Source organism: Paeniglutamicibacter kerguelensis, from assembly GCF_017876535.1.
GTDB classification, from domain to species: domain Bacteria; phylum Actinomycetota; class Actinomycetes; order Actinomycetales; family Micrococcaceae; genus Paeniglutamicibacter; species Paeniglutamicibacter kerguelensis.
Map to the genome: position 1 here is coordinate 3,101,065 of NZ_JAGIOF010000001.1, position 26,252 is coordinate 3,127,316.

Annotated in this window: 19 protein-coding genes; 11 read left to right on the forward strand and 8 right to left on the reverse strand. The window is 63.1% G+C overall.

The window, feature by feature from the left end; all coding sequences use genetic code 11:
• Positions 1–27 precede the first annotated feature (27 nt).
• Together JOF47_RS14245 and JOF47_RS14250 are read left to right on the forward strand one after the other, a co-directional pair.
• Complete coding sequence (locus JOF47_RS14245; protein ID WP_209999588.1) at positions 28–387, forward strand: hypothetical protein; 360 nt, start codon at positions 28–30, stop codon at positions 385–387.
• A gap of 14 nt (positions 388–401) precedes the next feature.
• On the forward strand, positions 402–932 hold the full coding sequence (locus tag JOF47_RS14250; protein ID WP_209999589.1) for a thermonuclease family protein: 531 nt from the start codon (positions 402–404) through the stop codon (positions 930–932).
• A 173-nt stretch (positions 933–1,105) separates the two neighbouring features.
• On the opposite strand, the gene JOF47_RS14255 is transcribed toward JOF47_RS14250, so the two are convergent.
• From JOF47_RS14255 to JOF47_RS14265, 3 genes are all read right to left on the reverse strand, one after another.
• A complete protein-coding gene (locus JOF47_RS14255; protein WP_245356858.1) occupies positions 1,106–8,419 on the reverse strand; it encodes an SdrD B-like domain-containing protein in 7,314 nt (2,437 codons plus the stop codon).
• A gap of 477 nt (positions 8,420–8,896) precedes the next feature.
• Positions 8,897–9,889 carry an AraC family transcriptional regulator gene (locus JOF47_RS14260; RefSeq protein WP_209999591.1) on the reverse strand — a complete coding sequence of 331 codons (993 nt, stop codon included), beginning with the start codon at positions 9,887–9,889 and terminating at the stop codon, positions 8,897–8,899.
• A gap of 71 nt (positions 9,890–9,960) precedes the next feature.
• A complete protein-coding gene (locus tag JOF47_RS14265) occupies positions 9,961–10,977 on the reverse strand; it encodes a helix-turn-helix domain-containing protein (protein WP_209999592.1) in 1,017 nt (338 codons plus the stop codon).
• Positions 10,978–11,217: 240 nt separating this feature from the next.
• Here JOF47_RS14265 and JOF47_RS14270 point away from each other — a divergent pair, with 240 nt between their 5' ends.
• Together JOF47_RS14270 and JOF47_RS14275 are read left to right on the forward strand one after the other, a co-directional pair.
• Positions 11,218–11,595 carry an RNA-binding S4 domain-containing protein gene (locus JOF47_RS14270; RefSeq protein WP_209999594.1) on the forward strand — a complete coding sequence of 126 codons (378 nt, stop codon included), beginning with the start codon at positions 11,218–11,220 and terminating at the stop codon, positions 11,593–11,595.
• A gap of 76 nt (positions 11,596–11,671) precedes the next feature.
• Positions 11,672–11,899 (forward strand): PLDc N-terminal domain-containing protein, encoded by a 228-nt coding sequence (locus JOF47_RS14275; protein ID WP_209999597.1) that lies wholly within the window; start codon positions 11,672–11,674, stop codon positions 11,897–11,899.
• A gap of 117 nt (positions 11,900–12,016) precedes the next feature.
• Here the strand turns inward: JOF47_RS14275 and JOF47_RS14280 are convergent, their stop codons facing one another.
• A complete protein-coding gene (locus JOF47_RS14280) occupies positions 12,017–13,003 on the reverse strand; it encodes a D-2-hydroxyacid dehydrogenase (protein WP_209999599.1) in 987 nt (328 codons plus the stop codon).
• A gap of 174 nt (positions 13,004–13,177) precedes the next feature.
• Here JOF47_RS14280 and JOF47_RS14285 point away from each other — a divergent pair, with 174 nt between their 5' ends.
• Positions 13,178–14,059, forward strand: coding sequence for a PaaX family transcriptional regulator (locus tag JOF47_RS14285; RefSeq protein WP_209999601.1), 882 nt, complete (start codon positions 13,178–13,180; stop codon positions 14,057–14,059).
• Between the two features lie 112 nt (positions 14,060–14,171).
• Here the strand turns inward: JOF47_RS14285 and JOF47_RS14290 are convergent, their stop codons facing one another.
• The gene (locus tag JOF47_RS14290) at positions 14,172–14,594 is read right to left on the reverse strand and encodes a RidA family protein (RefSeq protein ID WP_209999603.1); all 423 of its coding nucleotides are present in this window, start codon (positions 14,592–14,594) and stop codon (positions 14,172–14,174) included.
• A gap of 141 nt (positions 14,595–14,735) precedes the next feature.
• Here JOF47_RS14290 and JOF47_RS14295 point away from each other — a divergent pair, with 141 nt between their 5' ends.
• From JOF47_RS14295 to JOF47_RS14315, 5 genes are all read left to right on the forward strand, one after another.
• On the forward strand, positions 14,736–15,587 hold the full coding sequence (locus JOF47_RS14295) for a fumarylacetoacetate hydrolase family protein (RefSeq protein ID WP_209999605.1): 852 nt from the start codon (positions 14,736–14,738) through the stop codon (positions 15,585–15,587).
• A 46-nt stretch (positions 15,588–15,633) separates the two neighbouring features.
• Positions 15,634–16,116 carry a cupin domain-containing protein gene (locus tag JOF47_RS14300; protein WP_209999607.1) on the forward strand — a complete coding sequence of 161 codons (483 nt, stop codon included), beginning with the start codon at positions 15,634–15,636 and terminating at the stop codon, positions 16,114–16,116.
• Entirely contained in the window at positions 16,113–16,982 is an 870-nt protein-coding gene (locus JOF47_RS14305) for an acyl-CoA thioesterase (protein WP_209999609.1), read from the forward strand. The genes JOF47_RS14300 and JOF47_RS14305 overlap by 4 nt, the downstream gene beginning before the upstream one ends.
• 75 nt (positions 16,983–17,057) lie before the next feature.
• Positions 17,058–18,689, forward strand: a complete 1,632-nt coding sequence (locus JOF47_RS14310) for an AMP-binding protein (protein ID WP_209999610.1) — start codon at positions 17,058–17,060, stop codon at positions 18,687–18,689.
• Between the two features lie 94 nt (positions 18,690–18,783).
• Positions 18,784–21,180: a bifunctional salicylyl-CoA 5-hydroxylase/oxidoreductase gene (locus tag JOF47_RS14315; RefSeq protein WP_209999612.1), complete on the forward strand. Its 2,397-nt coding sequence runs from the start codon at positions 18,784–18,786 to the stop codon at positions 21,178–21,180.
• Positions 21,181–21,338: 158 nt separating this feature from the next.
• On the opposite strand, the gene JOF47_RS14320 is transcribed toward JOF47_RS14315, so the two are convergent.
• Complete coding sequence (locus JOF47_RS14320) at positions 21,339–22,037, reverse strand: TetR/AcrR family transcriptional regulator (protein ID WP_209999614.1); 699 nt, start codon at positions 22,035–22,037, stop codon at positions 21,339–21,341.
• Between the two features lie 90 nt (positions 22,038–22,127).
• On the opposite strand from JOF47_RS14320, the gene JOF47_RS14325 reads away from it, so the two are divergent.
• Complete coding sequence (locus JOF47_RS14325; RefSeq protein WP_281070245.1) at positions 22,128–23,573, forward strand: MFS transporter; 1,446 nt, start codon at positions 22,128–22,130, stop codon at positions 23,571–23,573.
• A 102-nt stretch (positions 23,574–23,675) separates the two neighbouring features.
• On the opposite strand, the gene JOF47_RS14330 is transcribed toward JOF47_RS14325, so the two are convergent.
• Both JOF47_RS14330 and JOF47_RS14335 read right to left on the reverse strand, forming a co-directional pair.
• A complete protein-coding gene (locus tag JOF47_RS14330; protein ID WP_209999618.1) occupies positions 23,676–25,334 on the reverse strand; it encodes a thiamine pyrophosphate-binding protein in 1,659 nt (552 codons plus the stop codon).
• A 2-nt stretch (positions 25,335–25,336) separates the two neighbouring features.
• The gene (locus JOF47_RS14335; RefSeq protein ID WP_209999620.1) at positions 25,337–26,113 is read right to left on the reverse strand and encodes a cyclase family protein; all 777 of its coding nucleotides are present in this window, start codon (positions 26,111–26,113) and stop codon (positions 25,337–25,339) included.
• Positions 26,114–26,252 lie beyond the last annotated feature (139 nt).

Sequence of the window (26,252 nt, forward strand, 5' to 3'; positions counted from 1 at the left end):
CCACGGCCTGCGCCTAAGATGGAACGCATGAGAATTTTGCTCCCCAAAATGCCAGTGTTCGCCGCGGCCGCAGTGCTGCTTGTTTCGCTGACCGGTTGCGCGGGGATTGCCGACACGGCATCCTCGGCTGCTTCCTCCGCCGCCACACAGCTGGCCGACGGTGCCAAGAAGGAAATGATCAAGACGGTTTGCTCCCCCATCAAGGACGGCACCATCAACGCCGGCGACCTGAAAATCCTCAATTCCATGGTCGATGCGGTGCGCGAGGGCGGCCTGCCCAAGGAAATCGTCAATGCCCTGGATGACGTCGCCGCCGCCGGTGACAATGTCCCGGCCGATGCCCAGGCCAACCTGGTCGCCGCCTGCGACAACGCACTGGCCAGCTAGCCCGAACAGCCTCCATGGGAAAAGCCAAGCGCCTCGGATTCACGGTACTGGCCCTTGGCCTGTGCATCGCCGCACTGGCGGTCGCTTGGTTTTTCCTCCCCAAACAGAATCATCCCGAACCCGAAACCGAAACCGAGCAGGCGACCATCCAGCACGTGGTCGACGGCGACACCGTCTACGTGATGCTGGACGGCAAGCGCACCAGGGTGCGCCTCCTCAACGTGGATGCCCCGGAAATCCCGCACCCCGGCAAGCCCGGTGAATGCTTCGGCGAGGAGGCCACCCGGTTCCTCGCGCAGAAGCTCCCCGAAGGCAGCAAGGTACAACTCGAGTTTGATGTGGAGCGGTTCGACCGCTACGGCCGCTCCCTGGCCGGGATCACCTACCAGGGAGAGTTCATCAACGAGACGCTGGTGTCCTCCGGACATGCAACCGCCATGAAGGTCAACCCCAACGTGAAGTTCTACGAGCCGATGCGCACGGCGCAAAAGAAGGCCGAACGCGCCAAGGCCGGATTGTTCGATCCGGCCAATGGGTGCCGTTAGAAGCTGCCTTTCGGCTTGCGGAAACGCGACAGGCAGGACCGCTACCTTCAAGGTGGCGGTCCTTTTTCCATGTCCGGCGCGGTCCCCTGGCGTATGCGCCCAAACGAAAAGGTGCCTTGTCTTCCACCGGTGAGGATGGAAGACAAGGCACCTTGGCCAATCCCGGTTACAGGCTAGCCTTCGTTGCTTCTGGTGCGGCGACGCACGAGCGCGACACCGCCGAGGATCAACAGCAGGCCGCCGGCGAGTACTCCAAGCACCGCGAACCCGGTCGCTGCAAGCTTGTCGCCGTTCGGCTTCTTGACAGGCTTCTCGTCAGAGTCGCTTCCGTTGGCAGAACCGTCACCGTTCCCGCTTTCGCTTCCGGTGCCCTCCCCGTTGTTGCCTTCCTCGCCGTCATTGGTGGCCGGAAGCTCCGGATCGTCTTCCTCCAGCACGAAGCCGAAGTCCAGCGTCAGATCGGATTCCCCATCACGGGTCAGGCCCTCCGACGGGGCCTCCCACGTGGAGGAGTCCTTCTCGCGGTTGCCGTCGGTTTCGACCGTCGGAAGGTAAGGGGCCAGGGCCTTCTTGGACTTCTTGCGGTCGATCTTGACGACGTACGACTGGCCATCCTTGAGAACCGGCAGATCCGTGAACACGTAGTTGCCGTTCTTGTCGGTGGTCGTCGATCCGATCTTCTTGCCATCCGGGCCATAGAGGTCCAGGACGACGTCCTTGATGCCTGGCTCGCCCTTGTCCTGGATGCCGTTGTCGTTGGAGTCGACCCAGACGCGGTCGCCCACGGAGACCTTGCCCGGAACGAAACCGAAGTCCAGGGTCGGATCCCGGTCGCCGTTCTTGGTCAGTCCCTCGGACTTTGCTGTCCACTTGGAGGAGTCGCCTTCGCGGTCGCCCTGGCCCGACTGGGTCGGAACATACGGCCACAGCGCGTCCGCGGACTTCTCCTGGTTGATGGTGACCGTGTACGACTGGCCGTCCTTGAGAACCGGCAGGTTGCCGAAGCTGTACTTGCCGTCCTTGTCGGTGGTCGCCGGGCCAACGGGCTTGCCGTTGATGTCGGTAACCGGTTTGCCGTCCGGGCCGGTCAGTTCCAGGACAACACCGGGGATGCCCGGCTCGCCCTGCTCCTGGCGGCCATCGCCATCGGTGTCAACCCATACGTAGTCGCCCACGGAGACCATCGGGAGCACGAAACCGAAGTCCAGTGTCGGATCCCGGTCACCGTCCTTCGTCAGGCACTGGGACTTGGCCGACCAGTTCGAGGAGTCGCCTTCGCGGTCGCCCGCACCCGACTCGGTCGGAACGTAGGGCTTGAGCGCCTCGGCCGACTTCTTCTGGTTGATCTTGACGGAGTAGGACTGGCCGTCCTTCAAGACCGGCAGGTCCGAGAAATCGTACTTGCCGTCCTTGTCGGTCGTCGTCGAGGCGATGAACTTGCCATCGGGGCCGTACAGGTCCAGGACAACGCCCGGGATGCCCGGCTCGCCGCCGCCCTGGCGGCCGTCGCGGTTTGAATCAACCCAGACGTAGTCACCGACGGAGACCTTGGCCTCCACGAAGCCGAAGTCCAGGGTCGGATCGTGTGCACCGGCCATGGTCAGGTCGATGGCCTTGTTGTCGGTCGAGGCTTCCCCGGTCGAGGAGTCCTTGTCCCGTCCGCCCTGGCCCGGTGTGGTCGGAACGTACGTCCACAGGGCGTCCTTCGACTTCTCCGCGTCGATCTTGACGGTGTAGGACTCTCCATCCTTCAGGACCGGCAGGTCCGCGAAGTTGTACTTTCCGTCCTTGTCGGTGGTCGTTGAACCGATGCGCTTGCCATCCGGTCCGTACAGGTCTACGACAACACCGGGAATGCCCGGCTCGCCGTTGTCCTGGCGTCCGTCGCCGTTGGAATCAACCCAGACGTAGTCGCCCACGGAAACCTTGCCCGGAACGAAACCGAAGTCCAGGGTCGGATCCCGCTGGTCGTTTTCGGTCAGCGGATTGGCGATGGGATCGGTCGAGGCTTCCCACGTCGAGGAGTCCCCGATGCGGTCGCCCGTGCCGGACACGGTCGGAACGTAGGCCTTGAGCGCCTTGACGTTCTCGGCCTTGTCCTTGTCGATCTTCACCGTGTACTTCTGGTTGCCGGTCAGAACCGGCAGGTGATCGAAGGTGTACTTGCCGTCCTTGTCGGTGGTCGTCGAACCGATGAGCTTGCCATCCGGTCCGTACAGGTCAAGGACAACACCGGGGATGCCGGGCTCTCCCGGATCCTGGCGGCCGTCAAGGTCGGTGTCGATCCAGACGAAGTCGCCCACGGAGACCGACTTCTCGACAAAACCGAAGTCCAGGGTGAGGTCCTCGCCGCCGTCCTTCGTCAGCACGTCCGAGTTCGGATCGGTCGATACTGTCCACTCCGAGGAGTCGCCCTCGCGGTCGCCCGCGCCCGGCTTCGTCGGTACGTACGGCTTGAGCGCCGCCGCCGAGGCATCCTTGTCGATTGTGACGGTGTAGGTCTCTCCATCGCGCAGGACCGGCAGGTTCTCGAAGAGGTACTTTCCGTCGGCGTCGGTCGTCGTGGTGCCGATAACCGTGCCTTCCGGATCGCGCAGCTCAAGGACAACGCCCTCGATTCCCTTTTCGCCCACGTCCTGGCGGCCGTCTCGGTTTGAGTCAACCCAGACGTAGTCGCCCACGAAGACCTTGGCCTCGATGAAGCCGAAGTCCAGGGTCGGATCGTGCGTGCCGTCCTGGGTCAGGTCGGCGTCCTTGTTGTCGGTCGAGGCCGTCCACGAGGAGGAGTCGCCCTCGCTGTTGCCCTGGCCCGACTTGGTCGGCGAGTACGGAGCCAGCGGCTTCTTGGAAGCGACCTGGTCGATGATGACGGTGTAGGACTCTCCGTTCTTGAGCACCGGCAAGTGCTCGAAGATGTACTTGCCGTTCCCATCGGTCATGACCGGCAGGACTTCATTGCCATAGACGTCGGTGACCGGGGTCTTTCCGTCCGAGCCGACGAGCTTCAGGACAACATCCTTGATCTTGGGTTCGCTGGCGTCCTGGCGGCCGTCCTTGTTCGTGTCCACCCATACGTAGTCGCCAACGGAGACTTTTGCCGCCGCAACAGGCTTGAAGGTGATGCCCGTCTTGATGGGCTCCTGGCTGCGGTAGTCGACCTTTCCGTCCACGAGCGCATTTGCCGCGTAGCCGAAGGAGTTCCATGCCGCTGCAAGGTCGCCCGAACCAACGGGCAATTCGGTGTCCGACTGCGTCTTGAAGCTCAGCTCAATGCTGTCCCCGGGCTGGAGACCAGCGCTGTCCTTCGGAAAGTCAATGACCAGCTTGAGCCCATGGATCAAACGCGGGTTGGCCGGGCGTTCGGTGGTCCAGATGTCCTTGTCGTCGCAGCCTGCCCAGGGATCCGAAGGGGTCGTTCCGGTTGGCTTGCACTTCGCGGGATCACCGGTCAGGTAGTGGATCTCCCGGGTGGCTCCCATGGGAACGTCCGGAAGGGCGATGTCCAGCAGGGTCGGTGACCACTTCGATTCACGTGGCTTTCCGGCCTGGGTCGACGTGACACCGGTGTCTCCCACGAACGGGAAGACATCCAGGATCTCCAGATGCTGCGAAGGCACGTTGCCCGTGTTGGTGACGCTGAGCTTCCACTCGGCGGTTCCGCCGGGCTTGGTTTCAACGACACACGGGTAGCGGTAGAAGCCGCCCGCGAATTCGTGGCACGTGGGGTCGTTCTTCACGCCGGTCAGTGCGTTGTGCACACCGGTCGGCGTTGTCTGTCCCGGCGAGGGAACCTCGCGGACCAGCTTGCGCGATGCGTAGGCCTGGCCTTCGATGAGCTTAAGCTCGGAGTCGTCGGCAACCCCCGTGGAATTGCCGCCGTTGACGGTGGCTTTGTTGTTCAAGTCGCCTTTGGCGGGAGCGCCCGGGCGCACCGTTGCCGGAAGCTCAATAACGATGCTCTCACCCGGGTACAGCTTTGCGCCCGCTGGGAACGAGAAGGCAACTTCGTTCGTCCCGTTCAGTGCAGCCGTGACGCCATCACGATTGGTGGGCATCTTCGAGCCGACAGGAGCGCCGGTGAACTTCGGGCTAAAGGTGTAGCCAAACTGCGACGTCCAGTCTTCGTCCAAGACCAACAGGGGGCCCTTGGCATCCGTGGGCAACAGGTCGGTGATCTTCGGTTGCAGGATCGCTTCGGTCCCACTGTTTTTCACCGTGATGGTGTACTTGATGTCGCGTCCGGCAGAGATCTGGCCGCCGGCTGCGTCGTTGGTCTTCTCGATTCCCGCTCCCGGTGCACCGGGAAGGAATTCGTAGTCCTTCGATGCAGGCGGAACAACATGGTTCTGACCCAGACGTTCAACCTTTGCGGTTGCGGTGTTCTCGACGGTGGACTTGCCCGTTTCGCCGGGGTTTGCAGACTTGCCGTCAATGCTGTTCGGTTCGCCGGTGCGCAGCGTGTAACGCGGCAGGACGGTGAACTTCAGCTCGTGGTTGGCACGATCCAGCTCGGAGAAGTCCTCGGCAGTGACCCTGATCCGGAATCCCTGGATTCCGGTCATCGGGATCGACGAGTGCGCATCGGTCAACGAATCAATCTTGACGCGCTCGTCGGTCACGGAGCTCCACGTACCGCCGGTCACCTGGACCTTGCCGGCAACGGTCTCGAACGCTGCGCCGGTCAGGAACTCGTAGTTCAGCTTTGCCGCTTCGGGGCCGCTGTCCAGTGCCGTCCATGAAACGAAATCGAAGGCGTTCCAGAACGTCGGATCGGTGTCCTCAAGGTAGACCATGTCCGCGTTCTCGCCCGTAGTCAGCCCGAGGGTAACCTCGATTGGTGTCGGAACGCCATTCGCCGGGAAGAACGTCGTGGGTCCGGCCGGATAGAACGACTTCGTCAGCTCTGGCTCGATGGTCACCGAATTCTCGGTGACCACGTTCAGCGTCGCCGGTGCATCCTTGGAGACGGTGTCCGCACCACGGACAATCGAGGACGATGCGTTGTTCGGGATGACGTACGCAGGCGTAAGACTGGCCAAGGCGTCATCGATCAGCATCGCCGGGGCCGATCCACGCAGGTGGGTGCGCAGCTTGGTGTCAACCGTCAGGTCGAACCTGGCATACCGCGGAACCATCTTGCCGGCCGTGGTTTCAAGGTAGAAGTCGAATCCAACGACCTTGTTCCACTCGATACCCGCAACAAGGCCGGGATTCAATGCGTCCCCGCCCACGAGCGGCGCACGCTTGCTGCCGTCCTCCATATGGAGAACCAGACGTGCCAGCGGCTCCATTTCCTGGGACTCGGCGCCCAGGAGGGACAGCTTTGCGCTCATCCCGGTGATGTCGACGTAATCGAACGGCTTCGTGCCGCCGGTCGGGTCCGTGAGCTTCAACGAATCGACGGCGTACGTCGAGGTGTTTTCGGCCCACAACTTCAGCGCCGATGTCGGGTTCAGGTCCGATGGCTTCTGCACGATGCGGTCAGATGTCCAGGATTTTCCTGTCTTGAGCTGGATGCCCGTGTCGACGGTGACGGTTCCCTCGTGCTCTTCGCGATCGGGGTTGACCAGAACGTTCGCCCAGGTCTTCGTGTTCACGACGGGGCCGTTCTCCAGCTCGAAGTCAACGACCGTGGAGACGTTTTTGTTATCGACAAACGCGCCATTGAGCAGCGTGTAGGTGATACGCACGCCTTTGCTGTCGCCAGGAAGTGTGCCTTCCAAACCCGGCAGGGTCTGCCAAGCTCCGAGGGCGTCCATGTATTCGACAAGTACCGAATCGGCTCCCTGTGTCTCGGTGACCTTGATGTGGGTCGGCTTCCAGTCCAGCATCATGTTGCTGCCGAAAATGTCAGTCTGGACGATATTGCGAACATCGACATTGCTGTCCGTGTGGACGCTGGTGTTCAGTGTCGCCGAGGTCGTATCGCCGACAAGCCCCTCGACACGGTCAGGGAAGAACGACTTGGAGCCGTTGAATTTTTCCTTCGGTGCTTCGACGACCAGGGTGTCATCAACCGTTTTGGGGTCAGCTACCGTGCCTTCCGGGGATGCGCCACCGGCCGTGATTTCGTTCGTGTGCGAACCGGCGGAGGTTCCGATGACATCGAACTTCAGCTCGATGCCCTGCTGCGGTGCAAAGGTTCCCTCAAACGAAACTTCGAAGGACTTGATGCCGTCCGTGGCAACCTTCGCCAGAAGGTCGGCCGGGAATTCGATCATGCCGGCGGTATTTTTCAGCTCGTAGCGCGTACTTCCAACGGTGATGCCACCCGTGAGGGCTCCTGCTGGCCAGGGGCTGGAAACGAACTTGTTGAAATCGATGCCTGCGCCGAAGGGTGCTGTGCCGTTGGACGGCTCCTTGATGGTCAGCGTGCCCAGCGGCTTGTTCGAGTCGTTGGTCGCGCCAATGCTCACCGTCGAGTGGTTCTGGGCAAGGCCCGGTTTAGTGGGGTCTTCGGCGACCACGGTCTTCGGCGCGAATTTCTTGTGGGCCGTGACCTTGTAGTCGATCTTCTCAATCTCAAATGAGGCATCGTCGGTGAAGGGATTCTTGGAGTTGCCCTTGAGGGTCTCCGCGGTGATGCTTACTTCGTTGTTGACAGTTCCTGGAGCGGCGCCGTCACGCAGCTCGGTGTTCAGCTTGACGGAGCCGACCGTGCCGTTGGCAACGATTCCGCCCTTTTCGGCGGTGGATTTCGATGAGCTGAAAACAAACTTGAATCCGGTGATGGTCGATAGGTCCAGACCTGCCGGGAAGGCCGGTGGGGCGTTGGGACTCCCGGGCGTTGCCAGGATTCCATTAACATCACCCGAGCCCACGAAGTAGGTCACGTTGAGTATGTCTGCGCCTTCGGGGAAAGCAATGTTTCCGAAACCGGTGAAGGCAACCGAAGCAAACGGATCGGTGCCCCCGGAAGGCTCCAAGATGGTCAGCGAAGTGGCTCCGACCTTGGAGGTGTTCTTGATCCCGCCGAGCGTCAGCGTGTTATCAGTGCCCGAGTTCTGAAGCAGCTTGGGTTCTGCCCAATCCTTGCTGATCGAGGCACCGGGAAGCACAGGTATGTTCAGCTCGACCGGCTCCGAGTCATCGGAGGCCTCGCCCTGATCTGATTTGATGGTGGCGCTGTTAGTCAACTCCGTTTTGTCCAGATCGGCAGGTGTATTGGCCGGAAGCTTGGCAACGATCGTCACGGTGTAGTCGGTGCCGGCATTCAGGCCCACCTTGCCGCCGGTGTCGTCGTCGGATTCTTGGAACTTGAGCTCGAGCTCGGTACCGTTGGGCGAAATTTTTTCGACAGTCTTGGCTTTGAAACCAAAGTATTCAATATTCTTGTCGCTCATGACCAGCGGCGCCGGGAGTACGTCAGTGAGTACTGCGCCAACGCAAGAATCCGTGATCGACGCACAACCGACATGGAACTTGTAGGTGACTTCGCCGCCCGGCGCGAGCGTGGCCGGTCCGATGAGTTCCTTGCGGAGGGTCATGCCCACTTCGGCGGCTTTCGCCGCGGCAGGACTGCTGTCTAGCGTCTTCGCAACCGGGGCTTTGGATTCAACCGGTGCTATGGACTCAACTGGTGCTGTCGTTTCATCGGCGGGGGCAGTTGCCTCACCCTCCGGAACATCTGTCCGGGCCACTTCCGTGGCCGACACGGGAGGGGGCGTCTCATCGGCATACGCCGGGACTGCACCCACTCCCGTGAGAATGAGGGACGAAGCAAGCAAAAGCCTTGCCGTCGTCCCTAATCTGGTTCGTTGCATGTGCCGAGATCTCCCCTATTTGTTCCCCACCGGTGGTCATGCAGACTTTTGGTTGCATGCACCGGGCCCCCAGTTGACATGGGGGTACCAAAGATAATTCAAATAGGCAGGTGTCCCGCGGATCGCGGTTTGAGGGATTTTGGCATCGATGGCCGGAAAGTTTGGCACAAAACAACATACATTGCGGTTTTCGGTGTGAAATCAGCTCTGAAAACGGCTCTTGAACTTACTCGGAGAGGCCGCATGACGCTGGCGGAAGACCCTGGTGAACTGGTCGGCACTCTGGAATCCCGAGGCGCTGGCGACCCCGGCAATCGTCATCTCCCCGCGGTGGCGCATGAGCTCCTCCGAGTGGTCCAGCCGGCGGTCACGGATCAGCTTAGCCAGAGATGCGTCACGCCCTTCGAAGAGCCGATAGAGCTGACGACGGCTCAACCCAAGTTTTTTCGCCACCGTCTGGGCGGAAAGCCCCGGGTCAGCAAAATCGGATTCAATGGTGTCCAATACACGACGACGCATCGACAGGGAGGCATCATCCATCAACGTGAAGCCTTCGCTGAATCGCTCCGCCACTAATGCAAAGAGTTCCATGAACGAGCGCTCAATGAACCGTTTTTGGGATGCATCCCCCTCACGCTGCAGTTCCAGCGCCCAGGCCACCATATTCCGCACAACGGGGACGAGGTCGACGTCGTGCATGACACTCCCAGCCATGAGGTCCGTGTTGATTCCACGTGATTCAAAATATCCCCTGGGAACGAAACAGAGGATCGCGTCCGTACCATCGCCGGTTTTGGATTCAAAGGGCTCGTCCAAGACCAAGGTGATCACCGAGCCCGCGGTGATCGTACTGACGGTTTCTCTCTGGGTTGTGGTAATGGTCCCCGAGATCATGAACCCGATCTGGACGAATCTGTCATAGGCATCACCGAGGTGCTGCTGACCCCGGGTCAGGCAGACTCCGTCACCGAGGCACTGCATGATCATGATCCGTTCGTGGTACCAGCCTTCGACATGGCTTGAATACCTTTCCGGATGAATTGGAGCAATATCCCATGCCGTCCAAAGCTCGCATAAACCGGAGTCCGTGCGCACTTTACGACCGGGCGTGAAGTGTCCGATGTACTCACTGATCGGTTCGATGACTTCCGAACTGGCATTGCCGTTCCCAGGCCAAGTGTTTACGCTACTCATCAATGAAATCATGGCACAGGATCACGCGCTGTTGAGCCACTCCCCGCCCTAGTTTGCTCGAAGGTTTCACCTCAGAATTCCGTCGGCGCATCGACGCCGCCGGCTTCACGGTATTGACTCGCGGATTGACCATGGCGTTCCTTGAATGCCCTGGAAAACTGGTCGCTTCCGCTGAACCCGGAGTCGATGGCAACTGCGCCAATGGACGTTTCGGGCATGCGCCGGAGCAAGACTTGAGCATGATCGAGTCGGCGGTCCCTTATCATTTGCGTGATCCCCGGACCTTTGCCTTCGAACAACCGGTAGAGGTTCCGTCGACTCATCCCTACTTGCCGGGCGATCGAATCCGCAGACAAATCCGGATCGGCGAAGCAAGAATCGATGAGCTCCAGGACCCTGCCCCTGCTCTTGATTGTTTCTGCATCCGAATCGTCCAGGCTTTCCATGGACGTCGTGACGACTCCCGCCAGGATCTCAAGGATGGCCCGTTCGATATGGCCTGTGTGCCCAGACACTTCACTGTCTCGATCCTGCATCGCCCAGTGCGACAAGGCCGCAAGCGCACTGACCGCTCCGTTGACCTGAATGCTGGCCACGTTCAGCAAGTCGGTGTTGATCCCCTGGGAGTCAAAGAATCCACGGGCGACAAAAAACGCCAGGGTATCCGAGCCATCTTCGATATGGGCTGTGTAGGGTTCTCCCGGCAACAAGATGAGCGCGTCCCCCGGGCCTGCCTCAACGTCCGTTCCCCGCTGATTCGCGGCCATTCTCCCGCTCGCCAACATGCAGACAAGAACGAACCGTTCGAACCCGTCACCGCAAAATTGGGACGTTCTCAGGAGGGAAACCCCGTCCCCAGTCGAGTAGGTTACAAGCAGACGGTCATGCATCCAGGTCCGAATGTGGGCAACGAAACCACGTTCCATGAGGGGACGTATGATGCATGGGCCCGAGATCGAGCGCAGGCTTCTGGCCCCTTTGAGTAAACCGCCGTCGGAAAAACGCCGGTCGAATCGCCGGAGGCCCTCCTCGGGCTCGTTTTTCAAGACGGAAACCCGGGAGACGGCATCGACCTTACCCATGATCATAGTAAGAATCCTGACACGATTCCTGCGAGTCTTAGCGATTCACCACCCGCATTGACCTGACTTTATGTGGAACTGTCACAGGACCAGCTTTATCCCCGTCGCTTAATCCGCAACCTCCCTGCGTCGAACAACATCAAGCACAAGCCGTTTCTGGGCCAACTGCCAACAACAGCAATGGCCGGTTTCCTTGCTTGGGCGTGTACCAGTGGGCTCATTCGATGAGATGGCTAGACTTGCGATGTGAAGCAGGAATCCAAGGCAGTAAGAATCGACGCGTGGCTATGGTCTATTCGTGTCTATAAGACACGTTCCGCAGCCACCACCGCATGCAGGGCCGGCCATGTGCGCCTGAACGACAAGCCTGCCAAGGCCGCGCAAATAGTTGTTCCCGGTGACACCATCCGGGTTAGGCAGTCAGGTTTCGACAGGATCTTGGAAGTCACCGCGGTGATAGCCAAGAGGGTCGGCGCCGATATAGCTGCCCGCTGCTACATCGACCACACCCCCGTGCGTCCCAAGGAAGCCATCCCGCAGGTCCCGGTTCGCGACCGCGGCGCGGGCCGCCCCACCAAGAAGGACCGCCGCGAAATGGAACGGCTTCGCGAAAAGTTTCATTAGGGCAAAGGCTACGATGATAGCTAGCAACCCTGAGGTCTAAGAATTGATTGCACCCGCAATCCGGATGAGGAGCACCATGGCTCAGAAGAAACACTGGAATGATCTCTCCGTGGTTTCACGGTGGCGGATTGCAATCTTGGGCATCACGCAGCTGGCGATCCAATTCGTTGCCCTGCGCGACCTGGCCAAACGACCCGCGGACGGCGTCCGGGGGTCCAAGAGCGCTTGGGCAGCTGCGTCCTTCATCAACTTCATCGGGCCCGTTGCATATCTGGTCTTCGGACGGATCCCCAACAAGAAATAGGTTTTCCGGGCGTTGGCGTCGTGTCCCGCAACCAGCAGGTTTTTGCCGGTTGCGGGTCAGGCCCGGGAACCGACCGGATCCCGGATGCACATCGGCTCAGACGCTTATCCGGAACCGCTAATACCCGCGTTCGGGATCATAAACGTTAATGAGTTCTTCACCGGTCAAGTACCGACGCAGATTCTCAATCAGCATATCTATGATTCGCGAATTCTCTGCGGAAACGTTGGCCGCTGTATGCGGAGAAAGTACGAGGTTGGGCGCCCGCCACAGCCTGTGGCCAGCCGGCAATGGTTCCGGGTCGGCAACGTCCAAGACAGCCCCGCCCAAACGGCCTGTTTCGAGTGCATCGAGTAATGCATCCTGGTCAAGCACGGGCCCCCTGGCCAAATTGACCAAAAACGACCCGGGTTTCATCGCGGAAATCTTTTGCCTGGAATAAAGCCCCCGTGTTTCAGCCGTCAGTGGGCATGCCAGCACGACGATGTCGTAGTCACCCAAATCGCATTCTTGCAGTGGCATCGAACGCTCGAACGGTTCGCCCAGGTCCTTGCCCCTCCGGGTGGTGCCATCGCAGTGGACGCCCATGAAGCTCAGCGTCGCCGCCGTTTCCCTGCCGATGTTGCCCGCCCCGACAACGAGCGCCCTCTTGCCAAACAGCGTGTTGGACGGGCCAGTGTTCCATTGCTGGATATTCTTCCGATGCTCAAGTTCGGGAAGTTGCCGCACAAAGTTCAGCAATCCGGCCAGTGCAAATTCGGCCAACGGCTTGGCATGCACACCGGCCGCGGTGGTGATCTGGACCTGGCCTGCCCCGTGCCCATAGGACTCTGCTCGCGCCCCCACCCCGGCTTGGGCGGCCTGCACCCAGCGAAGGTTCGGGCTGTTTTCGCGCCATTTTTTAGGCTCGTTCCAGTCGAACTCAAACGCGATCTGGGCTTCCGAAAGATGCATTCGCCATTCGGACAATTGTTCCGGGGTCAGCTCTCGTGCACTGCCCACATGATCGCAGTCGAATTGCGGGATTGGCAGGAGCTCCGGTCGATACACGACTTCGACCTCGGGAACTTCGCGGACCAGCCTCCCCACCAGCTCTTCTTGCAAATACGAACAGATCAACAACCGTGGACGCACATTCTCCCCGTCTCGATGTATTTTTGCTTTCCCGTTGGAGCGAATCCCATCGATCCGATTCCCGGCCGGTCGTCACGAAAACGACACGTGCAAAAAGTCAGTGCTTCGCCAAGAATACCGTTCCCGGTTGGATATGGTGGGCGCATGACTTCCCACGCAGGTGACCCGAAAGCCCCCGTCGAGGCCCCGGTCCCACGCCATCACCAACTCATAGTCTCCCTTTTTGGACTCTATGCCCGCCGGCACGGTGGCGCCCTGCAAGTGGCCGCAATCATTTCTCTCATGCGAGATATCGGTGTGGAATCCGCCGGCACGCGGTCCTCCATCTCGAGGCTCAAGAAACGCGGCATCATTGACAGCGTGCAGGTGAACAACCGCAATGGATATGCATTGGCCCCTTCGGTCATTGAAACATTCATCGAGGGCGACGAACGCATTTTCCACCCTCGCCGGGCAAACAAAGAGGACCGATGGCTATTGGCCACTTTCACCGTCCCGGAATCACAGCGCAACATACGCCACATGATCCGTTCTTCCCTGGTCCGAATGGGATTTGGTTCCGTCACCCCGGGGCTGTGGATAGCTCCCGGGCATCTGCGTGATGAGGTTTTGGCATACTTCGACCGTCGTGGACTCAGCGAATACTTGGAGTTCTTCATGGCGGATCACATCGGCGGCGCGGACCCGCACAAGAACGTTGCTTCCTGGTGGGACTTGCCCGCACTTGACGCCCTGTATTCGGATTTCATCGACAACAACCAGGGGCTTCTTGCTGGCTGGAAACGCCAGGAAAAGCTTGCGGCAAGCCGCGATGCCGATGCCCGGGCCTTTGCCGACTATCTGGTCCTGATCACGCAATGGCGCAGGCTCCCCTACCTTGACCCCGGACTGCCCATTGAGTTCTTGCCAAAGAACTGGAATGCGTTGCATGCCGAAAAGCTGTTCCAGGAACTGCACGCGCTGCTTTCCCCGCGTGCCGAGAGGCATGCCAGCCGCGTCATCGACGACGACATGGCTGTTGCTTAAACCCGTCGAAGCGGAAAAGAAGATGTGCCGTGTGGTTGGCTTACGAATCCTGGATTCGACAGCCACCACACGGCACATTTTTGTTGCCTCGATATCGGTTCAAACGACCCGGTTAGTTGTCGCGATCCTGGATGACGGCAACACCCTGGATTTCAATGAGGGCTTCCTTCTGCCACAGGCGGCTGACACCGATGCCGGCCATCGCCGGGTACTTGGTGCCTGCCATTTCGCGCCAGAGGCGTCCGATTTCGCGGCCGTTGGCCATGTAGTCATCCACGTCGGTGAGGTAGATCGTCACCGAAACGAGGTCTTCCGGGCGCCCGCCGGCCTCTACCAGGGTGGTCAGCACGTTGGAGAACGCCTGCTTGAACTGCTCGATGATGCCGCCCGGCACAATCTGCATGTTCTTGTCCAGCGCCGTCTGGCCTCCGAGGTACACGGTGTCGCCGGCCAGCATTCCGTGCGCGTATCCGGACGGCTTCGGCAACGAATCGGGGTTGATCGTGAGGTTTTCGTGAACCGTTGTCTCGGTCATTGTGCACTCCCTGTGAACTCTGATGGTTTTCATGGCGAACCCGCCCTAGCGCCACACCTGTGACGCGTGTTACATTGAGGATACGTGACGGCAGTCAAAAAGTCGACACAATGAATTTGATGGACATGAGAAGGGGCATCGATGAAACTCGCGACAATTCGCCACGCAGGCCGAACGACAGCAGCACTTGAGGTTGCGGGCGGGTACCTGCCGCTGCCTGCACGCGATGTCGGCGAGCTGGTCGGGCACACCGACTGGCAGGCGCTGGTACGCGAAACCTTGAACGGCCACAGCGCCCCCGACGTGATTGCACGCGAGGAAGCAACCATTCTGAACCCCGTGCCGAACCCCCGCAAGGTCATCTGCTGCGGGCTGAACTACTCCGACCACATCCTCGAGATGGGCCGCGAATTGCCTCAGTACCCGACCCTCTTTGCCAAGTTCGCAGACACCCTCACCGACCCGGACGCCGAGATCGTCGGCGGGCATTCGGAAAACGTCGATTGGGAAGCCGAGCTCGCGGTCATCGTCGGTTCCACGCTCCGGGACGCCACCGAAGAGGAAGCAGCGGCCGCGATCGCCGGTTACACCGTCGCCAACGACATATCCATGCGCGACTGGCAGCGACGCACCCTGCAGTGGTTCCAGGGTAAGGCCTTCGACGGCACCACTCCCCTGGGCCCCGTCATGGTGACCCCGGATGAGATCGACCCGGAAGCCGGGGTCGAGGTCATCTGCACCCTCAACGGCGAGGAAGTCCAGCGCGGAAACACCAAGACCCTGGTCTTCTCCTCTGCCAAGCTGCTGTCCTACATTTCCACGTTCACCGTGCTGCGCCCGGGCGACGTGGTCCTCACCGGCACCCCCGGCGGCGTCGGCATGGGCATGGTCCCGCCGCGCTTCCTCAAGGACGGCGACGAGCTGCACACAGAAATCCCCGGCATCGGAACCCTGAGCAACAAGTTCAGCGCCCGCATCTCAACCACCGTCTAACTTGCCCCATCCCAACACCGGCACCACTTCAAAGGAGAGAATCCCCATGAGCAGCACCCCCGTGATCTACCGCACCGAAGGCGACAACTCGATCTACGCAGGAGCCGACGGAATCGTCGTTCCGGTGGTGACCCGCGCCGGCGCCGAGGACACCAACACCGCACAGTCCGGCGACTGCATCCGCGTCTCGGGCGTCAGCATCCAGCACACCCCGGCCACCAAGATCTGGTTCGGCCAGGTCTCCAACACCCCCGGCTACCGCTCGCTGCCGCACCACCACGGCGAGGCCGAGACCGGCGGCTACGTGTTGCGCGGCCACGGACGCATCTACTTCGGCGAGAACTACGAGCAGTTCCTGGACATGACCGCCGGCGACTGGGTGTTTGTCCCGCCGTTCATGCCGCACGTCGAGGCGAACATGTCCATCACCGAGGACCTGGTCTGGCTCACGGCACGCACCCCGGAAAACATCGTCGTGAACCTCGACGACGTCGCCGACGAGTCCCTGGAAGGATACCGTCGGGCATGAGCTCACAGATCTTCCTCGACGCCATCGACCTGACCTCGTGCGAGGCTGAGGTCTTCGACCAGGCGTTCACCGCCATCCCGCAGTACGTGCCGTGGCCCAAGGCCTACGGCGGAGACATGGTGGCACAGGGCGCCTCGGCCATGATGCGTTCGGTGGGCGAGGACCGCGAGCTGCACTCGATGCACTCCTACTTCCTGCGCCCCGTCGACATGCACGTGCCGGTGCGCTACGAGGTCGAACTCATGCGCGACGGCCGCGGCTACTCGACCCGCCAGGTCCGCGGTTTCCAGAACGGCAAGGCCGTCTACACCGCCCTGGGCTCCTTCCACGTGCCGGAGTCCGGCCCGGAGCAGTCCTCGACGGCCCCGGCCGAGTACCTGGACCTCGATCCGGAAACCCTGGCCAGCGCCTCGGAAGTCCTCGCCGAGGCCGAGGGTGCGGCGGCCGAGTACTGGTCCCACGGTCGCAGCTTCGACATGCGCCATGTGCCCGGCGCCCTGTACCTGTCGCTTGACGGCGCCAGCACCGCGCACCAGGCCGTCTGGGTGAAGGCCTTCACCGACCTTCCCGACGACCAGATCACCCAGCGCGCGGCCCTGGCCTACGTCTGCGATTACACCATCCTCGAACCGCTGCTGCGGACCCAGAACCTTTCCTGGAGCACCGAGGGACTCGTCACGGCCAGCCTGGACCACGCCATGTGGTTCCACCGCGACGGCCGAGTCGACGACTGGGTGCTTTACGTCCAGGAAGCGGTCTCCAGCCAGAACAACCGCGGCCTGGCCCTGGGCCGTTTCTACACCCGCGACGGCCGGCTGCTGGCCACCGTTGCCCAGGAAGGCATGATCCGCGGACCACGCGGCTAGCTCCACAGCACCACTTCTCCACCGCACCACAAGCTCCAAAGAACCATCGAGAACCGACTCTTGGAAAGAGACGTCATGGAACTATCCCGCACTGCGCATCAAGACACCTTCACCCGCGACCACCTGCCGCCGCACGAACTCTGGCCGACGCTGGAGTTCACGCTGCCGGAATTGCAGTACCCCGAACGGCTCAACGCCGCCACCGTCCTCATCGACGACACGGTGGAAACCTTCGGCGCCGACCGACCGGCACTGCTGGCACCGGACGGAACCTCGCTCAGCTACGGCGAACTGCTCACACGGGCCAACCAGGTCGCGCAGATCCTCACCGAGGACTTCGGGATCGTCCCGGGCAACCGCGTGATGCTGCGTGCCCCGAACAACGGGTGGCTTGTCGCCTGCTGGCTCGGCGTCATCAAGGCCGGAGCTGTGGTTGTCACGACCATGCCGGCCCTGCGCGCGGCGGAAATCGAAAAGCTTGCGGCGCTGACCAAGCCGTCGCTGATGCTCTGCGACCACCGCTTCATGGACGACGCACTGGCCGCCTCGGCCGGTGGCTACCCGGTCGTCCCGGTGGGTTCCGACTCGGAGGACGACGTCGTGGCACGCGCCGCGGCCAAGTCGGGGCAGTTCACCAACGTAGACACGGCGGCGGACGACGTGGCACTGCTCGGACCGACCTCGGGCACCACCGGGGTCCCGAAGATCACCATGCACTTCCACCGCGACATCCTGGCCAACGCGGACACGTTCGCCCGGCACATCCTGCGACCCACCGCGGACGACGTCTTCGCGGGCTCCCCGCCGCTGGCCTTCACCTTCGGCCTGGGCGGGCTGGTGGTCTTCCCGCTGCGCTTCGGTGCCAGCTCGCTGCTGACCGAACGCACCACGCCGGTGGAACTGGCACAGCTCTCCCACGACGCCGGCGCCACGATCCTCTTCACGGCACCCACCGCGTACCGGGCCATGCTCAAGGAGGGCAAAGCCGACCTGCTGCGCGGTCTGCGCGTTGCCGTCTCCGCCGGCGAGCACCTGCCGGCGGCGACCTGGCAGGCCGTCAAGGACGCCACCGGGCTGGAACTGATCGACGGCATCGGCTCCACCGAGCTGCTGCATGTGTTCATCTCCGCCGCGGGGGAACAGATCCGACCCGGCACCACGGGCAAGGCGGTGCCCGGGTACCGGGCCACCATTCTGGACCTGGACGGCAACGAACTGGGCCCCGACGAGGTCGGGCGGCTTGCCGTCATCGGCCCTACCGGCTGCCGCTACCTGGACGACGAACGCCAGCACGCCTACGTCTCCAACGGCTGGAACGTCACCGGGGACACCTTCGTGCGCGACGCTGACGGCTACTTCACCTACCAGGCCCGCAGCGACAACATGATCATTTCCTCCGGCTACAACATCGGCGGGCCGGAGGTCGAGGAGGCCATCATCCAGCACCCGGACGTGCTGGAAACCGCCGTGGTGGCGCGCCCCGATGAGCACCGCGGATCGGTGGTCTGCGCCTTCGTGGTGCTGGTGGACGGGGTCTCCGGGTCAGCGGCCAAGGCCAAGGAACTCCAAGACTTCGTGAAGACCGTCATCGCGCCCTACAAGTACCCGCGCGAGGTCCGCTTCGTCGACGAGCTGCCCCGGAACCCCAGCGGCAAGCTCCAGCACTTCAAGCTGCGCGAGGCACTGGCCGACGCCCCCGCCTCCTAGCGCATCCCCCACCGCTCTTCCCCGGCATCCATCCCGCGGCCACCGGTTCCCACCGGCGGCCCGTGCCTTGCCGACCCTAGATAAGGACACACCCATGAAAATCGCAGTTGTTGGCGGCGGCCCCGGCGGCCTGTACTTCTCGGCCCTCATGAAGCAGCTTGACCCGGCCCACGAGGTCACCGTCTGGGAACGCAATGCGGCCTCGGACACCTTCGGCTTCGGCGTGGTCTTCTCCGACGAGACCCTCGGCGGCATCGGCAACGCGGACACCGTCATCGCCGACTACATGTCCCGCCGCTTCGCCCGCTGGAGCGACATCGACATCCATTTCCGCGGCGAGATGCACACCGTCGGCGGCCAGGGCTTCGCCGCCATGAGCCGCAAGGAACTGCTCGAGCTGCTGCAGCGCCGTTGCATCGAACTCGGCGTGGACGTGCGCTTCTCCACCATGGCGCCGGATGTCGAACAGCTCTCCGCCGACTATGACCTGGTGCTCGCCGCCGACGGCCTGAACTCCGCGATCCGCGCCAGGTTCGCCGACTCCTTCAAGCCCTCGCTGGACCCGCGCGTGTCCAAGTACATGTGGCTGGGCACCGACCAGGTCTTCGAGGCGTTCAAGTTCTTCGTCAAGGAAACCGACGCCGGCACCATGCAGATCCACGGCTACCCGTACTCCGACGAAGGCTCGACCTTCATCGTGGAAATGCACGAGGACGTCTGGCGCGCCGCCGGCTTCGACGAGACCGAGAACGAGGTCTTCGCCCCCGGCGTGAGCGACGAGAAGGCCGTCGAGAAGATCACCGAGATCTTCTCCGACGAGCTCGCCGGGCACGAGGTGCTCACCAACAACTCCAAGTGGATCAACTTCACCACGGTGCGCAACCAGAACTGGCGCCACGAAAACATCGTGCTGCTCGGCGACGCCGCCCACACCGCGCACTTCTCCATCGGCTCGGGCACCAAGCTCGCCATGGAGGACTCGCTGGCCCTGGCCGCCTGCCTGCACGAGCACGGAACCGTCGAGGCCGCGCTGGCCGCCTACGAGACCGAGCGCCGCCCGGTCGTCGAATCCACGCAGCGCGCAGCCCAGGCGTCCATGGAATGGTTCGAGAACATCGGCCAGTACAAGGACCAGGACCCGGTGCAGTTCTGCTTCAACCTGCTCACCCGCTCCCGCCGCATCACCTACGAGAACCTCAAGCTGCGCGACACGTCCTTCGCCGAGAAGGTCGACGCCGACTTCGCGCGCCTGGCAGGCTCCAAGGAAATCGCCCCGGCGATGTTCCAGCCGTACAGGATCGGTGAGCTGGAACTGGTGAACCGCGTCATCGTCTCCCCTATGGACATGTACTCGGCGACCGACGGCGTGCCGGGCGAGTTCCACCTGGTGCACCTGGGATCCAAGGCCATGGGCGGCGCCGGGCTTGTCATGACGGAGATGGTCTGCGTCTCCGAGACCGGCCGCATCACCCCCGGCTGCACCGGCCTGTACAACGACGAGCAGGCGACCGCGTGGAAGCGCATCACCGACTACGTGCACGCCAACTCGAACGCCAAGATCGGCGCGCAGATCGGCCACTCCGGCCGCAAGGGCTCCACCAAGCTCATGTGGGAGGGCATCGACGAGCCGCTGGAAACCGGCAACTGGGAGGTGCTGGCCCCCAGCGCCATCCCCTACGGCGAGGGCTGCCACGTTCCGGCCGAAATCACCCGCGCCCAGATGGATACGGTCCGCGAGCAGTTTGTCGCCGCCGCACGCCGCGCGGATGCGGCGGGCTTCGACCTGCTGGAGCTGCACGCGGCCCACGGCTACCTGCTCTCCTCGTTCCTCTCACCGCTGTCGAACCGGCGCACGGACGAGTACGGCGGATCGCTGGAGAACCGCCTGCGCTACCCGCTTGAGGTGCTCGACGCGGTGCGCGCAGCCTGGCCGGCCCACAAGCCGATCGGAGCCCGCATCTCCGCCACCGACTGGGTCGAGGGCGGGAACACGGAGGACGACGCGCTGGCCATCGCCCAGGCTTTCATCGACCACGGCATCGATTCGATCGACGTCTCCTCCGGGCAGATCGTGCGCAACGAACGCCCGGCATTCGGCCGCAGCTACCAGACCCCGTTTGCGGACAAGATCCGCAACCAGGTCGCTGCCGCCGCGGACGTCGCCGTCATCGCGGTGGGCGCCATTTCCTCCTACGACGACGTGAACTCGATCCTGCTGGCGGGCCGCGCGGACCTCGTCGCCCTGGGCCGCACGCACCTGTACAATCCGCAGTGGACGCTGCAGGCCGCTGCGGAGCAGGACTACTCGGGAGCCGGCGCCAGCTGGCCGCTGCCGTTCAAGGCAGGGCGCCGCAAGCCGCCAAGTGCCCGCACCGACGCGGTCCGCCCGCGCCTCTCGCTGCTGAAGGAGGAGACAATCGACGAGCAGGTCCACCTGCGCTGGACTCCGGCCAAGGACTCCTCCACCGAGGACCTGGTGCCGAGCGTCTAGCCCCGGTGCCCAAGGAGTGGGAGCAGTTCAACCGCCGACGGCGGGTCGAGCTGCTCCCACTCCTTTGTTTTTCCTGTCTTTTGTTGTTCCGGGGGCTGGCATTTTCGGTCCCGATCCCCCGGGTCGGCCGACCCGGGGACCACGTTTCATGTGGTTTCTCAGTTGGACCCGTGGCGGGTTCGGCTGCCTGCCGCCGGGGCGCCATTGATCTGCAACCATTCCTGCCAGCTTGAGGGTCTTCCGGCCACCCCGGATCCGTCGGAGGCCGCGGCGCGCAGCCCGCGAAGTACGTAGTCGAGTTCACGCAGATGGATCTCGGTCAGCCGTTCCCGCTGCACCGGCAGGTTCGGACGCAGGTGCGTAAAGGTCAGCATGAGATCGGCGGGGCCGTAGTGTTCCGGAACCAGTTTGAGCCGGCGGTCTACGGCGATGACCGATTCGAGGGACTTCTCGAGACGGGCGGCAAGGGCATCAATCTCCGGCGTGGTTTCCTGCTGGTGGCCGGATACCGAAACAAGCGGCGCCGAGGCTTCTACGATGTTGCGGCGGAGGAAGGATTCGACGGCGGAATTCGGGTTGCCGGGCGTTGCCGCGGCTGCGGCGCACGAATCGGCCCGCTCGATGAGCTGCTCCAGGGCAAGAATCCGCAGGGCGTTGACCAACACTGGCTTGCTGGGATACCGGCGATAGATGCTCGCCACTCCGATTCCCGCCCGGGCCGCCACCTCGGACATCGGCGCACCCCAACCGCGTTCGCAAAATACCTCGTGGGCCGCCCGCAGGATCGCGGAATCGTTGTTCTGCGCCTCACGAGCTCGGCCGCGCAGCGGGGGGTTTCCGTGGTTCGTGACACTCATAGCTCCACCGTACAACCGATTGAAGTACACTTCTATCGGAATGGAATATTCCGTTCCGTTCAAGAGTGACTTTCGACAGGACCAGCACCGATGCCCCCAGCACCAGCACCGACAACCACCCTGCCCCCGGGAGTCGACCCCGCCACCGCGCCCGGGCCTCGACTACTGGTGCCGTCCCTGGCGTTGGCGGTACTTGCTTTTTCAATGATGCAGACCCTTCTGGTTCCGGCACTCGGCACCTTCATGGAGGAGTTCGGTATCGATGCGTCCACGGCAGGCTGGATCCTGACCGCGTACCTTCTTGTCGGCGCCGTGGCCGCACCGATCCTCGGATCGTTTGGGGATCGATATGGCCACCGCAAGATCCTGCTCGCCACCCTGGCGATCTTCGTGATCGGCAGCATCACGGCCGCCGCGGCCGGGAACTTTGCCTTCCTGCTGCTCGGTCGCGTCCTGCAGGGCGTGAGCACGGCAACCTTCCCGCTGGCGCTGGCTATCGTCCGACGCCACACAACGGGCGCGACGCAGCGAGCGTACTTTGGCTGGCTCAGCGGGACCCTCGGCCTCGGGGCCGGCGTGGCTCTTGTCATCGGGGGCCTGGTGCTCGAGGCCCTTTCGTGGCAGTGGCTTTTTGCCATCGGGGCGCTCATGGGCGGCGCGGCATTGCTCCTGGTGTTCTTCTTCGTTCCGGCCTCCTCCAAGGGCAAGCCAACGCGGACCGACTGGGCAGGAACCGCGCTTCTGGTCCTTGGGCTGGTTTCGCTGCTGCTGGGGATCTCGCAGGGCGGACGCTGGGGCTGGACCTCACCGGCGGTGCTGGGTTTGTTCGCGCTCGCGGTTGCCTCGCTCATCGCGCTGGTTCGCGTGGAACTCCGTCTCGAGGCGCCGCTGCTTGACGTGCGCACCCTGGCCCGCCCCGCGCTGGCCATCGCCAACGGGCTCTCGCTGGTCCTGGGATTTATCCCATACCTCTTCTACATCGGCCTGCCCGTACTTCTTCAGGCTCCGTCGGCCTCCGGCGTTGGCCAGGGGTTCACGGTGACCCAAACCGGGCTCGCCCTGCTTCCGTCTGCCCTCCTGGTATTCCTCGGTGGCCGGTTCGCGCCCCTGCTGATCCAGCGCATCGGATCCAAGCCCACGGCGTTCATGGCGCTGGCCATCATGGCCGCGGGCAGCATCGGCGTTGCGATCGCTCCCGGCAGCCTGGTGATGGTGGTGGTGTTCTTCTCGATCGTCGGGCTTGGAAACGGCATTGGATTTGCGGTCTGCGCCGATCTTGTCGCCACGTTGAGTCCGCGCAACGAGGTGGCGGCCGCCATGGGTGTCAACGGTGTGGTGCGCACGGTTGGTTCAGCCCTGGGTACCCCCATCGCCACGGTCATCCTGACAACGGTGGCCCTGTCCGACTCCGGGAGCACAACCCTGGTATCGTTCTCGACGCTGTTTTTCATGGCAGCCGCCATGGGCGTCGTTGGCGCATTGCTCACGCTCGGATTGCGGATCGGGGTTCGCACAGGCGCCGCCCCCCGGGACTAAACCCATTCCCCGGCAAAGACACCACTCGGCCACAAGGCGCGAAGCCTTGGCGGGGAATTTCCCCCGCCAAGGCTTCGCGCACCCGGGTGGGGCACCAGTCGGTCAGTGCCCCTTGAAGGCCTCCGCGAGCCACCATGAGCCCGAGTCGGAGGCGATCTTCGCATCGATCACCAGCGGCTGGGAGGGGTTCGAAGCCACCCAATCCCCCACCGCGTCCAGGTCCGCAAGGGTCCGCACGGTGATTCCGTCGGCGCCGAAGCCGCGCCCGATGGCCGCGAAGTCGGTGTCCGGGAACTGCACGGAGCTCATGTCCGCTTCCGGGTCATCGATGCCGAAGTGGTGCACCTCCGCGCCGTAGGCGGCGTCGTTGTAGACGATGCACACCAGCGGCAGGCCCAGCCGCACTGCGGTGTCCAGCTCGGCGATCGCCATGTGGAAACCGCCGTCGCCGGTGCCCAGCACGGGCATGCGTCCGGGCTGCGCCAGACCCGCGCCGATGGCCGTGTACAGGCCCAGCCCGATGGACTGGAAGGCCTGGGTGAAGCAGAAGCCGAACTCGTCGGGCACCGAGAGGAACTGACTGGGGTATCCCATGAAATTGCCCGAGTCCACGCTGACGATGCGCTCGGCCGGCAGCAGCTCGTCGAGCCGCTTGGTCAGCGTGCGCGGGTCGATGAACTGCCCGTCGGACAGGTCATCGAAATCGACCTGATTCCAGTCGATCGATTCCTTGATGCGCGCCGCGACGGCATGCGTGCGGTAGCCCTCGCGGGCCTGCACGTTTCCTGCGACGAGTGCCTCGAGCACGTCGGCGGCGCACTGCGCGGAGTCCCCGACGATACCCAGGTCGATCGGCCTGTTGGCTCCCAGGGCCTGTTCCTCGAGGTCGACCTGGACGACCTTGGTGCCGGTGCCGATCAGGTGCCCGTGGCGCATGGTCCACATGTTCAACGCGCAGCCAAACCCGATGATGAGATCGGCGTCGGTGATCAGTTCGGCCGCGAGCGGGGAAGAGAATCCGCCGGAGATGCCGAGGTTGAAGTCGTCCTCGTTGAACAGGCCCTTGGCCACGGCCGAGGTCGCCACCAATGCACCCGCGTGCTTCGCCAGGGCCAGAATCTCGTTCCGGGCGCCGCGCCCGCCGCGTCCGGCCACGAACACCGGGCGCCGCGCCCCGGCCAGCAGCTCGGCCAGGGCCTGCACGGAGGCGCGCGAGGGACGGATCGGTTCGGCAGGAGCAATCCCGGCCGGCGTTGCGGCCTGGTGGTCGGTCACTTCCTGGGCCTGGACGTTCAATGGCAGGTTCAGGACGACCGTCCGGCGGTCGTTCACCGCGCGGCGGTAGGCCCGGACGGTGTCCGCGACGGCGGACTGGGCCGAGTGCACGCGCTCGGGCACCGCGTACACGGAGGCGGCAAAGCCGTCCTGGTCCATCGCGAAGTTCGAGTACACGGCCGAGGGCGCCGCCTCGGCGGCGAGCACGATCATCGGGGTGCGGGACTTTGCCGCCTCGCCGATGCCGGTTGCGGCATTGGTCAACCCGCACCCTTGGTGCACGGAGAGCAGGGCGACCTGGCCGCTGGCGCGCGAGTAGGCATCGGCCATGGTCGCGGCCCCGCCCTCGTGCCGGGCCGCGGTGAACGGCACGCCGTGCTCGATCAGCGTGTTGGTGATGGTGAAGTTCCCGGAACCCACCACGCCGAAGCAGTGGCCGACGCCCAGCTCGGCGAGGGTCTTGCCGACAAGTTGTGCAACGTTCACGTTCAGCTCTTTCCGACCATGGCCAGCACGCGGGTCGGCGCGCCGGTGCCGCCGACGATCGGCAGCGGCGCCACCACGATCATGGCCCCGTGGGTGGGCAGCTTGTCCAGGTTCTTCAGCGAGGTGATGCCGTACTTGTCGGCGCCCAGCAGGAAGTAGTGCATCGGGAACGGCGGGTTCAGCGCACCGGCGTTGCCGGCGTCGATGCCCACGGTTTCCACGCCGATGCCGGAGATCTTGAGCTCCTCGGCAATCCACTTGGCGCATTCGGCGGTGAAGCCCGGGGTGTGCGAGCCGTCCTCGTCGAGGTTCAGGAATGCCTGCTGGTCGTGCCCGTACTGGTCCCACCCGGTGCGGAAGAGCAGCCACGAGTTGGCGGGGAAGGCGCCGTGCTCTTCCTGCCAGTCGACCAGGTGCGAGATGTCGATCAGGAAGTCGGGGTCCGCGGCGGCCTCCGCGCTGAAGTCCAGCACCACTGCCGGTCCGACCAGTCGCGCGGGGTCCAGCTGCGAGACGTCCTTGCCCTCGCGCCCGGAGATCCAGTGGATCGGTGCGTCGATGTGCGTGCCGATGTGCTCGCCGGTGTGGATGTTGTGGTGCTTCCAGAACGGACCCGGCTCGTTGTAGGCGGAGACCTCGTCAATGCTGAAGTCGATCAGGTTGGCGAACGGTTCGGGCAACACCAGCGTCGGGGTGTCGGACGAAAGCGGCGCCGTCAGGTCGAGGACTTCAACGGCACCGGTGGCCAGCGACGCCAGGACATTTTGTACAGGACTCATCGAATCTCCAGTGTTTGGGTTGGCGGGTGCCTTCGCGCCCGCCGAGGGATGGGCTATCGAAACCGGGTGACGGTCGTCACAATCATTCAACTCATTGCCAATGTATCAGTGCGTAGGGGCCAGCAAAAGACCCTTCTCA

Bases quoted from the DNA above. Each gene is read 5' to 3' on its own strand.
- JOF47_RS14245 (WP_209999588.1), top strand. From the start codon at position 28: ATGAGAATTTTGCTCCCCAAAATGCCAGTGTTCGCCGCGGCCGCAGTG.
- JOF47_RS14250 (WP_209999589.1), top strand. From the start codon at position 402: ATGGGAAAAGCCAAGCGCCTCGGATTCACGGTACTGGCCCTTGGCCTG.
- JOF47_RS14255 (WP_245356858.1), bottom strand. From the start codon at position 8,419: ATGACCCTCCGCAAGGAACTCATCGGACCGGCCACGCTCGCGCCGGGC.
- JOF47_RS14260 (WP_209999591.1), bottom strand. From the start codon at position 9,889: ATGAGTAGCGTAAACACTTGGCCTGGGAACGGCAATGCCAGTTCGGAA.
- JOF47_RS14265 (WP_209999592.1), bottom strand. From the start codon at position 10,977: ATGATCATGGGTAAGGTCGATGCCGTCTCCCGGGTTTCCGTCTTGAAA.
- JOF47_RS14275 (WP_209999597.1), top strand. From the start codon at position 11,672: ATGGCTCAGAAGAAACACTGGAATGATCTCTCCGTGGTTTCACGGTGG.
- JOF47_RS14285 (WP_209999601.1), top strand. From the start codon at position 13,178: ATGACTTCCCACGCAGGTGACCCGAAAGCCCCCGTCGAGGCCCCGGTC.
- JOF47_RS14290 (WP_209999603.1), bottom strand. From the start codon at position 14,594: ATGACCGAGACAACGGTTCACGAAAACCTCACGATCAACCCCGATTCG.
- JOF47_RS14295 (WP_209999605.1), top strand. From the start codon at position 14,736: ATGAAACTCGCGACAATTCGCCACGCAGGCCGAACGACAGCAGCACTT.
- JOF47_RS14300 (WP_209999607.1), top strand. From the start codon at position 15,634: ATGAGCAGCACCCCCGTGATCTACCGCACCGAAGGCGACAACTCGATC.
- JOF47_RS14305 (WP_209999609.1), top strand. From the start codon at position 16,113: ATGAGCTCACAGATCTTCCTCGACGCCATCGACCTGACCTCGTGCGAG.
- JOF47_RS14310 (WP_209999610.1), top strand. From the start codon at position 17,058: ATGGAACTATCCCGCACTGCGCATCAAGACACCTTCACCCGCGACCAC.
- JOF47_RS14315 (WP_209999612.1), top strand. From the start codon at position 18,784: ATGAAAATCGCAGTTGTTGGCGGCGGCCCCGGCGGCCTGTACTTCTCG.
- JOF47_RS14320 (WP_209999614.1), bottom strand. From the start codon at position 22,037: ATGAGTGTCACGAACCACGGAAACCCCCCGCTGCGCGGCCGAGCTCGT.
- JOF47_RS14325 (WP_281070245.1), top strand. From the start codon at position 22,128: ATGCCCCCAGCACCAGCACCGACAACCACCCTGCCCCCGGGAGTCGAC.
- JOF47_RS14335 (WP_209999620.1), bottom strand. From the start codon at position 26,113: ATGAGTCCTGTACAAAATGTCCTGGCGTCGCTGGCCACCGGTGCCGTT.